Source organism: Kitasatospora sp. NPDC101447 (assembly GCF_044767225.1).
Taxonomy (GTDB): Bacteria; Actinomycetota; Actinomycetes; order Streptomycetales; family Streptomycetaceae; genus Kitasatospora.
On sequence record NZ_JBIWNL010000048.1, the window covers coordinates 24,157 to 36,161 of the forward strand.

At 73.1% G+C, this 12,005-nt stretch carries 13 protein-coding genes; 7 read left to right on the forward strand and 6 right to left on the reverse strand.

Annotated features, from left to right (window positions below; translation table 11 throughout):
* Window positions 1-69: 69 nt before the first annotated feature.
* The 5 genes from ACIRST_RS38070 to ACIRST_RS38090 all read right to left on the reverse strand — a co-directional run bounded on the left by ACIRST_RS38070 (window position 70) and on the right by ACIRST_RS38090 (window position 5,711).
* Complete coding sequence (locus ACIRST_RS38070) at window positions 70-1,617, reverse strand: HAMP domain-containing sensor histidine kinase (protein ID WP_350525697.1); 1,548 nt, start codon at window positions 1,615-1,617, stop codon at window positions 70-72.
* Complete coding sequence (locus tag ACIRST_RS38075) at window positions 1,614-2,384, reverse strand: response regulator transcription factor (protein WP_350525696.1); 771 nt, start codon at window positions 2,382-2,384, stop codon at window positions 1,614-1,616. Before ACIRST_RS38075 ends, ACIRST_RS38070 begins: the two co-directional genes overlap by 4 nt.
* A 68-nt stretch (window positions 2,385-2,452) precedes the next feature.
* Window positions 2,453-3,607 (reverse strand): trypsin-like peptidase domain-containing protein, encoded by a 1,155-nt coding sequence (locus tag ACIRST_RS38080; protein WP_350525695.1) that lies wholly within the window; start codon window positions 3,605-3,607, stop codon window positions 2,453-2,455.
* Between the two features lie 185 nt (window positions 3,608-3,792).
* Window positions 3,793-4,854, reverse strand: a complete 1,062-nt coding sequence (locus ACIRST_RS38085) for a LacI family DNA-binding transcriptional regulator (RefSeq protein ID WP_350525694.1) — start codon at window positions 4,852-4,854, stop codon at window positions 3,793-3,795.
* A 125-nt stretch (window positions 4,855-4,979) separates the two neighbouring features.
* Window positions 4,980-5,711 (reverse strand): response regulator transcription factor, encoded by a 732-nt coding sequence (locus tag ACIRST_RS38090; RefSeq protein WP_350525693.1) that lies wholly within the window; start codon window positions 5,709-5,711, stop codon window positions 4,980-4,982.
* Window positions 5,712-6,419: 708 nt separating this feature from the next.
* Between ACIRST_RS38090 and ACIRST_RS38095 the strand changes: the two genes are divergently transcribed.
* From ACIRST_RS38095 to ACIRST_RS38125, 7 genes are all read left to right on the forward strand, one after another.
* Window positions 6,420-6,713: a MoaD/ThiS family protein gene (locus ACIRST_RS38095; protein WP_350525692.1), complete on the forward strand. Its 294-nt coding sequence runs from the start codon at window positions 6,420-6,422 to the stop codon at window positions 6,711-6,713.
* 5 nt (window positions 6,714-6,718) lie between these two features.
* Window positions 6,719-8,185: a hypothetical protein gene (locus tag ACIRST_RS38100; RefSeq protein WP_402808556.1), complete on the forward strand. Its 1,467-nt coding sequence runs from the start codon at window positions 6,719-6,721 to the stop codon at window positions 8,183-8,185.
* A gap of 220 nt (window positions 8,186-8,405) precedes the next feature.
* Window positions 8,406-9,140 (forward strand): DUF2993 domain-containing protein, encoded by a 735-nt coding sequence (locus tag ACIRST_RS38105; protein WP_402808559.1) that lies wholly within the window; start codon window positions 8,406-8,408, stop codon window positions 9,138-9,140.
* A 294-nt stretch (window positions 9,141-9,434) separates the two neighbouring features.
* Complete coding sequence (locus ACIRST_RS38110; protein WP_350517234.1) at window positions 9,435-9,515, forward strand: Ms5788A family Cys-rich leader peptide; 81 nt, start codon at window positions 9,435-9,437, stop codon at window positions 9,513-9,515.
* A gap of 234 nt (window positions 9,516-9,749) precedes the next feature.
* Complete coding sequence (locus tag ACIRST_RS38115) at window positions 9,750-10,583, forward strand: sulfurtransferase (RefSeq protein WP_350525689.1); 834 nt, start codon at window positions 9,750-9,752, stop codon at window positions 10,581-10,583.
* Window positions 10,584-10,620: 37 nt separating this feature from the next.
* Window positions 10,621-10,911, forward strand: coding sequence for a DUF1416 domain-containing protein (locus ACIRST_RS38120; RefSeq protein WP_030059605.1), 291 nt, complete (start codon window positions 10,621-10,623; stop codon window positions 10,909-10,911).
* A gap of 123 nt (window positions 10,912-11,034) precedes the next feature.
* A complete protein-coding gene (locus tag ACIRST_RS38125; protein ID WP_350525688.1) occupies window positions 11,035-11,307 on the forward strand; it encodes a DUF3099 domain-containing protein in 273 nt (90 codons plus the stop codon).
* A 36-nt stretch (window positions 11,308-11,343) separates the two neighbouring features.
* Here ACIRST_RS38125 and ACIRST_RS38130 read toward each other — a convergent pair whose 3' ends face one another.
* A complete protein-coding gene (locus ACIRST_RS38130; protein WP_350525687.1) occupies window positions 11,344-11,706 on the reverse strand; it encodes a DsrE family protein in 363 nt (120 codons plus the stop codon).
* Window positions 11,707-12,005 lie beyond the last annotated feature (299 nt).

Here is a 12,005-nt window from a genome sequence, read left to right on the forward strand (position 1 = left end):
GGTGGGGCGCTGTCGGGGCGCCCCACCCGCCCCTTTCCCTGTCCGGGGCCGCTCCGGCTCGGGGCGGGCCTACTCGGGGGCGGGCCCGCCGGGCAGCCGGACGGTGGCCAGCGCGCCCGGACCGCCGTCCGCGGCCGGGCCGAGGGTGACCTCGCCGCCCGCCTCCCGGACGCTCTGCGCGACGATCGACAGCCCGAGGCCCGAGCCCGGCAGCTGCCGCGAGGACGGCGAACGCCAGAACCGGTCGAAGACGTACTGGAGCTCGTCCGGCGGGATGCCCGGGCCGTGGTCCCGGACGGTCAACACGCCCTGCTGCAAACGGACTTCGACCGTCCCCCCGGGCGGGCTGTACTTGACCGCGTTGTCCAGCAGGTTGATCACGGCCCGCTCCAGCCCGGCGGCGTCGCCGTGCACGTACCAGGGCTCGGTGCTCGTCTCGAAGACCAGACCCGGGCCACGCAGCTTCGCCCGCTCCACGGCCCGCCCGGCGATCTCGTGCAGGGCGACGACCGCGAGGTTCGGGCCCGCCTTGGGGGAGTCGGGCCGGGAGAGCTGCAGCAGGTCGCCGATCAGGACGGTGAGTTCCTGCATCTGCGCCTTCATGTTGCCGAGCAGCTTGGTCTTGGTCGCCGGGGGGAGCGGGCGACCGGTGTCGTTGCTGCGGATCAGCAGGTCGACGTTGGTGCGCAGCGAGGTGAGCGGCGTCCGCAGCTCGTGGCCCGCGTCGGCGATCAGCCGGGTCTGCCGCTCGCGGGAGTTGGCGAGCGAGGTGCTCATCGAGTTGAACGAGGTGGAGAGCCGGGCGATCTCGTCGTGCCCGTGGACGGGGATGGTGGTCCCGACCTCCTCGGTCCGGGCGATGTGCTCGACGGCGTCGGTGAGTTGGTCGACCGGCTTCAGGGCGGAGCGGGCGACCAGGCGGCCGGCGATGGCGGCGAGGAGGATGCCGCCGACGGAGACGGATCCGAGGAGGATGGCGAGGCCCTGGAGGGATTCCTCGACCACCTGGGTGGAACCGGCCACCATCACCAGGGCCGCCGGGTATCCGGGCACCTCCGAGCCCACGGCGGTCACGCGCACCATGGCCGGCGTGCCGTTGGTGTAGTGGCCGTCCCGGATGATCGACTGCCCCGGCCTCAGTTGCAGCGCCTTGCTGTCGCTGCTCTGGGTGAAGATGGCCTTGGTGGCGCTCGGAGGCAGGCAGACCAGGGTGCTGCCGCTCTGGCTGACCAGGACGTACTGGGTGTCGCGAGGAGCCGGGCCGCCGATCGGGGGCTGGCGGGGGTTGCTCTGGACGTTCTTGAGGGCCGCCTGCGGGCTCGCGGCGCAGTCGGGCGGATTGGGCAGGCGCAGGGGGACGCTGACGCTCTGGAGATCGCTGCGGATGACCCCGTACATGCGCTCGCGGGCGATGAACCAGCACGCCAGCGCCGACAGTGCGATGGCCACCGCCACCGCCGCCGCGCTCAGGAAGGTGAGGCGGCTGCGCAGCGAGCGGGAGCGGAGCCAGTGGACCAGGCGCCGTCGGCGGCCGGGGGCGCGGGGCGGGGCCAGGGGCGGGGGCGGGACGTTGCCGCTCCGGACGCCCTGCTCGGCCCGCTCGGCGTGCTCGTTCACGCGCCGACGCCGGCGGCCGCGCGCAGGGCGTAGCCGACGCCGCGCACGGTCTGGATCAGACGGGGCATGCCGCCCTGCTCGGTCTTGCGGCGCAGGTACATCACGTACACGTCCAGGGAGTTGGAGGAGGGCTCGAAGTCGAAGCCCCAGACCGCCTTGAGGATCTGCTCCCGGGTGAGGACCTGGCGGGGGTGGGAGAGGAACATCTCCAGCAGCATGAACTCGGTGCGGGTGAGTTCGATGGGCTTGCCGGCCCGGGTGACCTCGCGGGTGGCGGTGTTCATCCGCAGGTCGGCGAAGGAGAGCACCTCGCTCTCGTCCTCGGCGGCGGCGCGGGCGGCGGCCTCGGCGGCGAGGGCGTTGCGGCGCAGCAGGGCCCGGACGCGGGCGAGGAGTTCGTCGAGCTCGAAGGGCTTGGCGAGGTAGTCGTCGGCGCCGACGTCGAGGCCGGTGACGCGGTCGCCGACGGCGTCGCGGGCGGTGAGCATCAGCACCGGGACGGTGTCGCCGCGCGAGCGCATCCGGCGGACGGCGGTGAGGCCGTCCATCCGGGGCATCATGATGTCCAGCAGGACGAGGTCGGGTCGTTCGCGTTCGACGGTTTCCAGGGCTTCGTAGCCGTCGGTGGCGGTGGAGACCTCGTAGCCCTCGAAGGCGAGGCTGCTCTCCAGGGCGTCCCGGAGGGCGGGTTCGTCGTCGACCACGAGGAGCCGGGCGGCGGGGTGGCCGGGCTCGGCGGGGGTGCGGTCGTCGGCGGACGGGGTCATGGGCGGGTGCCCTTTCTCGTCGGGTGGAGGGCCTGCTGGGGCCAATTGTCCGTCGTAGGGATTGTGGCTTACAGGTTCTGTCCGGCTTCGAGCTTCGGCAGGACCTGCTTGATGTCGTTCATCGGGATGGCGAAGCCGAGGCCGACGCTGCCGGCCGAGCTGCTGCCGCCGGAGCCGTTGCCGTTGCCGCTGGGTGCGTACATCGCCGAGTTGATGGCGATGACCTGGCCGTTGGCGTTGATCAGCGGGCCGCCGGAGTTGCCGGGGTTGAGGGCGGCGTCGGTCTGGAAGGCCTTGTAGGTGGTGCTGCTGCCGGACTGCGGGGCGGTGCCGCGGGTGCCGGGCAGGAAGGGGAGGCCGAAGCCGCCGTTGGTGCTGGTGCTGCCCTCGTCGAGCTGGACGGTGACGTCGCGGTTCTCGGCGCTGATGATGCCGGAGGTGACGGTGCCGGTGAGCCCGTCGGGGTTGCCGATGGCGACGACGGGGTCGCCGACGGCCACGGTGGAGGAGTCGCCGAGGACGGCGGGGGTGAGGTTGCCGGCGCCGGTGGCGGTGATGACGGCGATGTCGAGGGCCTTGTCGGTGCCGGTGACGGTGGCCTGGGCGGTGGAGCCGTCCTTGAAGGTCACGGTGATCCGGCCGCTGGCGCCGGCGGTGTCGATCACGTGGTAGTTGGTGAGGATCCGGCCGTCCTTGTCCAGGACGACGCCGGTGCCGGTGGCGGTGCCGTTGCCGCTCTTCACGGTGATCTGGACGACGCTGGGCGAGACGGCGGAGGCGATGGCCGGCACGTCGGCGCTGCCGTCGCTGCGGGCGGAGACCGGGCTGGCGACGGTGGCGACCCGGGTGTCGGCGGACTGCCGGTCGGCGGCGACCACCCCGCCGGTGACCCCGCCGAGGACGGCGGCGACCGCGGCGACGGCGGTCACCAGGGCGAGTCGGCCGCGCAGCAGGCCGCTGCGGGCCCGGCTGCGGCGGCCGTGGCCGTCGGGACCGTCGGGGGAGCCGGGGCCGAGCACGGTCGGCGGCTCGGGCGGGATGGGCGGGGGAGGCGGCGGTCCGTCGAAGCTGCCGCCGGAGTGGTCCTCGTGGTACGCGTACCCGGCCGGGTCGGTGCTGCCCGCGGGGCCGCTGCCGAGCACGGTGCCCTCGATCACCCGGGGCTCGTACGGGCCGTACTGGTCGCGGTACCGGTCGTCGGGGTGCTGCTGCTGTTCGCTCATGCCGACCAAGCTCCGCCCGGTGGATGAGGACTGGATGAGAACCGGCTCAGAACGGGGAGAGAAGCCCGTTGGGTTCTCATAAAGCCTGGTCAGGCACCCTGCGGAGCGGAATCGACGGCTCCGGGTGCGCCCCGGCCCGACCCGCCGCTCGGGTCCGCGTGCTACCTGCCGGTCCTCTGCGCCCGCTACTGCGCGGCGGTGCCCGCCCCCGGGGCCGCCCCGTCGCAGCCGCAGGAGCGGCGGATGACCAGGCGGGAGGGGAACTTGCGGACCCGCTCGGTGTCCGAACCGGGCACCATCAGCGAGTCGTCCAGCACCAGGTCCACGGCGGCCCGGGCCATCGCGTCGCGGTCGGAGGCGACGGTGGTCAGCGGCGGGTCGGCGAGCGCGGCCTCCGGCACGTCGTCGAAGCCGGCGACGGCGAGGTCCTCGGGGACGCGCAGGCCGACCTCGCGGGCGGCCCGCAGCACGCCGATGGCCTGGTCGTCGGTGGAGCAGAAGACCGCCCGCGGCCGGTCCGGCGAGCTCAGTACGGAGAGCGCGACCTCGTAGGCGCCGTAGCGGTGGAAGGGCGCGTCGATCAGGTGCGGCTCGGTGGGGACGCCGTGCGCGTCCATGGCGCGCTGCCAGCCCTCGACGTGGTCGATGACCGGGTCGCCGGGGGCGGGGGACTCGACCGGGCCGCCGAAGCAGGCGACGTACGGGTGTCCGTGCACTTCCAGCAGGTGGCGGACGACGGCCTCGGCGCCGCCCACGTCGTCGGTGACCACCGCGACGTCGTCGATCGCCTCGGGGCGGCGGTGCAGCAGCACCACCTTGGCGCCCTCCATCGCCGCGAACTCCTCCGCGGCACGCTGCGAGGGGCCCTGGCTGACCAGGATCAGGCCGGAGACGCGCATCCCGAGGAAGGCGCGGACGTAGTGGACCTCGCGGTCGTCCACGTAGTCGGAGTTGCCGATCAGCACGAGCTTGCCGCGCTCGGAGGCGGCGCGTTCCACGGCGTGCGCCATTTCGGCGAAGAAGGGCTGGCGGGCGTCCGGGACGACCATGCCGATCAGGTTGGTCCGGCGGGAGGCCATCGCCTGGGCGACGCTGTTCGGCCGGTAGCCGAGCTGCTCGATCGCCGCGAGGACCTTCTCCCGGGTCGCGGGCGCGACCGGGCGCGGTCCGTTGTTGATGACGTAGCTGACGACCGCGGTCGAGGTACCAGCCAGCCGGGCTACATCGTCGCGCGTCACTTTGGCCACGAGTGGAGTCTACGCGTGTGGTCACCGGGGCGGCAGTGGGACCGGGGGACGCCGTCGGTGGACGGCGGGCGGCTCCGGGATGAACCGGACAAGCCGGGCGGGTGACGGCCCGCCCGGCTCGCCGGTCACGCCTCCAGGGAGGCGGGGGGCCGCTGGGAGGGCTCCGGGCGCTCGCCCTTCTCGGGCTTCTCCGGGACGACGAAGCGGTAGCCGACGTTGCGCACGGTGCCGATCAGCTGCTCGTGCTCCACGCCGAGCTTGGCGCGCAGACGGCGGACGTGGACGTCCACCGTCCGGGTGCCGCCGAAGTAGTCGTAGCCCCAGACCTCCTGCAGCAGCTGGGCCCGGGTGAAGACCCGGCCGGGGTGCTGGGCGAGGTACTTGAGCAGCTCGAACTCCTTGAAGGTGAGGTCGAGCGACCGGCCCTTGAGCTTCGCGGAGTAGGTGGCCTCGTCGACCGAGAGCTCGCCGTTGCGGATCTCCATCGGGCTGTCGTCGGTGGTGACCTGGAGACGGCCGAGGGCCAGTCGCAGCCGGGCCTCGACCTCGGCCGGGCCGGCGGTGTCCAGCAGGACGTCGTCGATGCCCCACTCGGCGGTGACGGCGGCCAGGCCGCCCTCGGTCACCACCAGGATCAGCGGGCAGCCGATGCCGGTGGAGCGCAGCAGCTGGCACAGGCTGCGGATCTGCGGCAGGTCGCGTCGGCCGTCGACCAGGATGACGTCCGCGCTGGGCGTGTCCACCAGGGCGGAGCCCTCGGCGGGGGCCACCCGGACGTTGTGCAGCAGCAGGCCGAGGGCGGGCAGTACCTCGGCCGACGGTTGCAGTGCGTTGGTGAGGAGGAGGAGAGAACTCATACCCGGTGGTCCCCTTTCCGGGTCGTCGCGGTCGCGTTACGGCTGCCGCCACAGCCGGATGGCGCACGTGCTGAGGGGGAGGAGAGGAGGACGGGCGCCTGGGGCGTACCGGGGGAGCGGACGGCGTGCAGGGCGAAGGAGGAGTCGGTGCAAAAGGAATGGCGGACCCGCCGGGGGTCCCGCAACCCCTGGCGCACCGTTCCTGCCCTGTCCATCACCGTGAACCCTCCGGTCTGGTTCCGGTCCCCGGGCGGCGGCCCGGTGCCCGGTGGCGACGTCCCGGCCGGCCGCGGCACGTCGTTGTGCCGCGACGGACGGGGCGGTTCCCGCGCTGCGCCGGGGGTGGGCCGACGAATCGCAAGAACGTCCGTACTGGCGTCCTGAAAGCACAAAAGGACCCGGGGGCGACTCTGCCCGGATCCCTCTTGGTGGTCGAGGATAGCCGACCTCCCGCCGCGCCGGGAGTGTTCGAATCCGGCGGTTCACCTATTTCGGGCGTGCGCCGGGTGAGCCTGGACACAGCTTCGAGCGCCGCTCCGCACCGGCGGAGCCAGGGCGATTGCCGCTCGTGGCGACGGACACGCCATCATGGGACGCACATCGGCGGCGCATCGCGGGTCCATCGTTCGGGTGGTCGGGCGGCCGCCCCGGTGGCGAGCCGGACCGGGTCACCGGGGCCGGGCGAGGACGACGAGAAGGGGTGGCCCGATGGGCGCTACCACCGAGCCCGCGAGCGGCGCCCGGGTGCGCGGGACGATCCGTTACTGGGCGGCTGCGAAGTCCGAGGCCGGGCTGGCCGAGGAGCCGTACGAGGCGGCGACCCTGGCGGAGGCGCTGGCGGCGGCCAAGGAGCGGCACGCCGACAAGCCGAAGCTCGTCCGGCTGTTCGGGCACAGCTCGTACCTGGTCGACGGCGCCCAGGTGGGCGGCCGGGACCACGCGACCGTCGCCCTGACCGAGGGCGGGACGGTCGAGGTCCTCCCGCCGTTCGCGGGAGGGTGAGCGGCGTGACCGACACGAACGACCCGAACCGCGGCCCCTACGGCGAGTGGCCGCAGCAGCCCCGGCACCCCCAGGCCCCGCAGGGGTACCCGCAGCACGGGCAGCAGCCGTACCCGCCGCAGGCTCCGCACGGGCAGCACGGGCAGCAGCCGTACCCGCCGCAGGCGCGGCAGCCCTACCCGCCGCAGGCTCCGCACGCGCAGCAGCCGCCGTACGGCTACCCGGTGGACGACGCCGCGGCGACCACGGTCCTGCCGCCCGTACCGGCGTTCGACGACGCGGCCGCGACCAGCCTGTTGCCGCCCGTTCCCGCGATGGACGACCCGGCGGCGACGACGCTGCTGCCGCCCGTCCCCGTGATGGACGATGCCGCGGCCACCACGCTGCTGCCGCCGGTGACGGCCTCCGGCCCGGTGCCCGCCGGGGCGCCGCTCCACCCGGGGCAGGCTCCGGGGCGGCACCAGTCCCCCGCTCCGCAGTACCAGCCGCCGGTGCCGCAGCACGCCCAGCAGCAGTCGCAGCACGCGCCGCAGCCGCAGCAGCCGCCGGCCCGGGCGCGGGCCCGGCACGCGGCTCAGGCGCCGCAGCCTGCCGCCGCGCAGCCGTCGGCGGAGGCCTTCGACCCGCCGACCATGACGCTCAAGCGCCCGCCCGCCCCCGGCCCGGTGGGTCCGGCGGGCCCGCTGGGTGCCGCCGGCGCGCCGCCGTTCGCGGCCGTCCCGGCGCAGCCCCTTCCGCCCGTGCCGCCCGCCGGTCCGGCGGGCCGGACCGGTTCTCCGATCATCGACCCGGGTCTGCAGCCGGCCCTGATCACCGCCGGCGCGGCCGCGCTGCTGGCCGGCGGCGCCGCGCTGGGGCAGGTGGCGCTGGCCCTGGTGGTCGCGCTGCTGCAGCTGCTGACGGCGGCCGGCTGGTTCCGGCTGAACGGCATGTGGCCGGCCCGGCAGGGCATCCTGCTCGCCGCGCTGGCCGGCTTCACCGCGGATGCCGCGGTGCTGCTGGCGGACTCCGACGGCGGCGTGGCGGCGGTGGTGGGCACCCTGGGCGGGTTCTTCCTGCTGGTCCTGGTGCTGCAGACGTTCCGCCCGTCGGACCCGAAGGAGCGGTTCTACGCGCTGACGGTGCTGGGCTCGGCCACCGTGGTGACGGCGCTGTGCACCATGCTGCTGCTGGCCGACTGGGTGCCGGCCGGGGTGGGCGCGGTCGCGCTGGCCACCCTGCTGGCCGCGGCGCCGCTGCCCGGCCCGAAGCAGCTCGGCGCGGTCCTGGGCCTGGTCGCGGCCGTGGCGCTGGGCCTGCTGGTGGGTGCGCCGGTGGCGCTCGGTGCGCTCGCCGGGCTGGGGGCGCTGGTCGGCCGTCGGGTCGCGGCGTACGACTTCCCGTCCCGCTTCGTGCACATGACGGCGGGCGTGGCGCTGCCGCTGGCGGTGGCCGCACCGCTGATCTGGATCGCCACCGACCTGTTGGCCTGACGCTCCTCGGCGTCGAGCCGCCCCTTCCCCACGACGTCCCGCCCCGGAACCATGCTCCGGGGCGGGACGTCGTACCGTCGTGCGGGGCGGCCGCGTTCGGCGGCCGCCGCGGGACCACGAACGACAGCGAACGACCACCAGCGGACAGCAGCGAACGACCACAGCGAACGACAGCGAACGAAGCGAACGACCACAGCGACCGGCGACGACGGGGGACACGATGCGCGGATGGCTGAAGGCCACGATCGGCCTGGTGGTGCTCTCCGGCCTCCTGGTGGGCGCCGACCGCATCGCGGTCGGCGTGGCCGAGGACGAGGCCGCCGACCGGATCGTGAAGAGCGGCCGGATGAGCCAGCGGCCGGACGTCTCGATCGACGGCTTCCCGTTCCTCACCCAGGTGCTGTCGATGAAGCTGGACGACGTCCGGATCTCCGCCGACGGCCTGACCGTCGGCGACGGCAGCCACCAGGTCGCGCTGCACTCGTTCAAGGCCGAGCTCGCCGGGGTCAAGGTGAGCGACAGCATGAACAGCGCCACGGTGGACAGCGGCACCGGCAGCGGGGTGATCTCGTACCCGGACCTCGCGCAGCTGCTGCCCCCGGCCTCCCAGCTGCTGCACGGCACCAAGCTGCCGGTGGGCAGCAGCACGCGGCTGAGCCTGTCGTACGGCGGGCCGGGCAAGGTCAAGGCCTCGCTGGGGCCGATCGCGATCGGCGAGGGCACCGTGCACAACGACGGGAACACCGTCACGGTGGACGGCTTCCGGCTGAGCGCCCTCGCGGGGATGATGGCCGGGATCACCAACCAGCAGATCGAGCCGATGAGCTTCACGCTGGACACGCTGCCGGCCGGGCTGAAGCTGGCCGCCAAGGACGGCGACAAGGACGGCGTGACGCCGCTCCCGGAGGGCCTCCAGCTGACCTTCGACGGCAAGGGCGTCAAGCTCCTCGGCTGAGCCCCCTGCCGTCCCGTCCGGCCCGCCCCGCACCCGGCCCGCCCCGCCCCGCCGTCCCGGGATCGACCCGCCGTCTGATCGCCGAAACGTTCCGCTCCGCGAGACGCGCTGTCCAGCGCGGACCGCGGAGCGGTGTCGCTTCCGCCCGTTGTACGCCACCGGAAGGCGGCCCGGCCGGGGCGGACGGGCCGGGCAGAGGACACGCGGAAGCCAAATCTCGCGATGCGGCTGTTTTGATCTCATTATTCGATACGCTGATGACAGCGGGCCGTCGGTGTCCCTAGCATCGTCGGCATGAAGCGACAGACGGACCTCACGAAGCGGCGGGCGGTAGACCTGTGCCGCGTGGCCGCCTGTCTGTGTCGAATGCGCTGACTCGGCATCCAGGCAGGGCAGTTGACGCTCGCCGCCGATCTTCCCGGTGACCGTACCCGGCTGTGCTCGCGGGTCGGTGCCGATGTACTCCGCAGTCTCCTGCCCGGTCGCCCCGGTCCCCCCGCCCTGTCCCACTATTCGGACAGCGGTTCGGACCCGCATCCGCCCGGGTGCCCCTGCAGCACCTCCTGAGCAGCACCTTCCGCCAACCGCCCTCGGATGGAGAACACCACCATGAGCCGCAGCGACGTCCTGGTCGACGCCGACTGGGTCCAGGCCCACCTGGACGACCCGAAGGTCGTCATCGTCGAGGTCGACGAGGACACCTCCGCCTACGACAAGAACCACATCCGCAACGCCGTCCGGATCGACTGGAAGAAGGACCTCCAGGACCCGGTCCGCCGCGACTTCATCGACCAGGCCGGCTTCGAGGCGCTGCTCAGCGCCAAGGGCATCGCCAACGACGACACCGTCGTCCTGTACGGCGGCAACAACAACTGGTTCGCCTCGTACGCCTACTGGTACTTCAAGCTGTACGGCCACGGCGACGTCCGCCTGCTGGACGGTGGCCGCAAGAAGTGGGAGCTCGACTCCCGCGACCTGGTCTCCGAGGTGCCGGCCCGCCCCGCCACCGAGTACACGGCGCAGGCCGCCGACTCGTCGATCCGTGCCTTCCGCGACGACGTGATCGCCGCCATCGGCAGCCTCAACCTGGTCGACGTCCGCTCGCCCGACGAGTTCTCCGGCAAGCTGCTGGCCCCCGCCCACCTCCCGCAGGAGCAGTCGCAGCGCCCGGGCCACGTGCCGAGCGCCCGCAACATCCCGTGGGCCAAGAACGCCAACGACGACGGCACCTTCAAGAGCGACGACGAGCTCAAGGCCCTGTACGAGGCCGAGGGCATCGACCTGGCGAAGGACACCATCGCCTACTGCCGCATCGGCGAGCGCTCCGCGCTCACCTGGTTCGTGCTGCACGAGCTGCTCGGCCAGGAGAACGTCAAGAACTACGACGGTTCGTGGACCGAGTACGGCAGCCTGGTCGGCGTGCCGATCGAGCTCGGCAACTGAGCCCCGGCTCGACCCGTAAGTAGAAGGGAAGACAGACATGTGCGGTGCGAAGGCCGGCGGCCCGGACCTGGCAGGAGTTGACGTGGCGAACGAGACGATCATCCAGGGTTCGGTGACCCGCGACGGTGAGCCGGTCAACGGCTACGTCCGACTGCTGGACGAGGGCGGTGAGTTCACGGCCGAGGTGCCCACCTCGGCGACCGGCCAGTTCCGGTTCTTCGCCCGCCCGGGCAAGTGGACCCTGCGCGCGCTGGTGCCGGGCCAGACCGTGGACCGCCAGGTGGTGGCCTCCCAGGGCACCGCCGTCGAGGTCGCGATCGCGGTCTGACCGGATCGGTCGATCGGAGCGGCCGACCGGGTCGGCCGCTCCGGAGCGAGCGCGTCGACCGGAGTGCGGACGACACCCCGAGGGCCCCTGCCGAGCAGGGGCCCTCGGCCGTACCGTGGAGGGGTGCAGGCAAGACGGCGGCGTCGCTACTACTTCGCCATGATGGGCGTGTGCGTGGGCCTGTTCGTCATGGCCTGGGGCGTGGTGCGGTTCTTCTCGGTGGGCGCGGCGATCGGCATGTGCCTGGTCGCGATGGTGATCCCGCCGGCCGCCGCGGTGTTCGCCAACAAGCGCGACCCGGACGACGACTGGTGGAACGACCCGCGCTGGGACGACCCGAAGTGGGACGAGCCCGGCCACGACCGGGACCGCCCCGACCACGAGCAGCGTCCGTGACCCCCGGTACGGAATCGGTCGGCGGGTGCGGAGCGGTCAGTAGACGAGCGCCTGGACGCCGTCCGCCATGATCTCGCTGACGAAGACCTGCGCGCCCGCGATCCGGACACCCTCGACGGTGTCCTTCTGCTCGATCCCGCGCCGGGCCGCGCACTGGGTGCAGAGCGTCACCGAACCGACCGCCAGGATCGACTCCAGCAGGTCCGGCAGCGGCGCCGCGTGCGGCAGTTCGAACTCCGCGGCGCGCCCCGGCAGCGCGAACCAGGAGGACTCGCCGGTCAGCCAGAGCGAGACCTCGATCCCGCTGGCGACGGCCACCGCCGCCACCGTGAACGCCTGCGAGCACCGCTCCGGCGCGTCCGCCCCTGCGGTGACCTTGATGACCAGTTTCTTCGACATGGCGCCACCTTAGAGGTCCCGCCACCCCCGTCGGCCGTCATCCCGGGAACCCGTGGGGAAAGCTCGGGTGGCGTGGTAACCCCGGCGCGAACAGCGACGTGGTGGGGCTCACCGCGACCGGCCGGAGCCCGACGGATAGAGTGAGCGGAGCAAAATCCACCACACTGTCGCCGCCTGGGAGCCCCCCGTGTCCGGTCTGGAAATGTTCTTCGACGGTCTGCTGGCCCTCATGGCCGTGCTGATCACCTGGTTCGCCATCTTCTCGGTGATGAAGCTGTACCAGGGTCAGCGCTGAGCCT

Excerpts from the sequence above, each read along its gene's own strand:
- ACIRST_RS38095 (WP_350525692.1), top strand. The coding sequence starts at position 6,420 with ATGGGCGCTACCACCGAGCCCGCGAGCGGCGCCCGGGTGCGCGGGACG.
- ACIRST_RS38075 (WP_350525696.1), bottom strand. The coding sequence starts at position 2,384 with ATGACCCCGTCCGCCGACGACCGCACCCCCGCCGAGCCCGGCCACCCC.
- ACIRST_RS38080 (WP_350525695.1), bottom strand. The coding sequence starts at position 3,607 with ATGAGCGAACAGCAGCAGCACCCCGACGACCGGTACCGCGACCAGTAC.
- ACIRST_RS38115 (WP_350525689.1), top strand. The coding sequence starts at position 9,750 with ATGAGCCGCAGCGACGTCCTGGTCGACGCCGACTGGGTCCAGGCCCAC.
- ACIRST_RS38120 (WP_030059605.1), top strand. The coding sequence starts at position 10,621 with ATGTGCGGTGCGAAGGCCGGCGGCCCGGACCTGGCAGGAGTTGACGTG.
- ACIRST_RS38110 (WP_350517234.1), top strand. The coding sequence starts at position 9,435 with ATGAAGCGACAGACGGACCTCACGAAGCGGCGGGCGGTAGACCTGTGC.
- ACIRST_RS38105 (WP_402808559.1), top strand. The coding sequence starts at position 8,406 with ATGCGCGGATGGCTGAAGGCCACGATCGGCCTGGTGGTGCTCTCCGGC.
- ACIRST_RS38090 (WP_350525693.1), bottom strand. The coding sequence starts at position 5,711 with ATGAGTTCTCTCCTCCTCCTCACCAACGCACTGCAACCGTCGGCCGAG.
- ACIRST_RS38130 (WP_350525687.1), bottom strand. The coding sequence starts at position 11,706 with ATGTCGAAGAAACTGGTCATCAAGGTCACCGCAGGGGCGGACGCGCCG.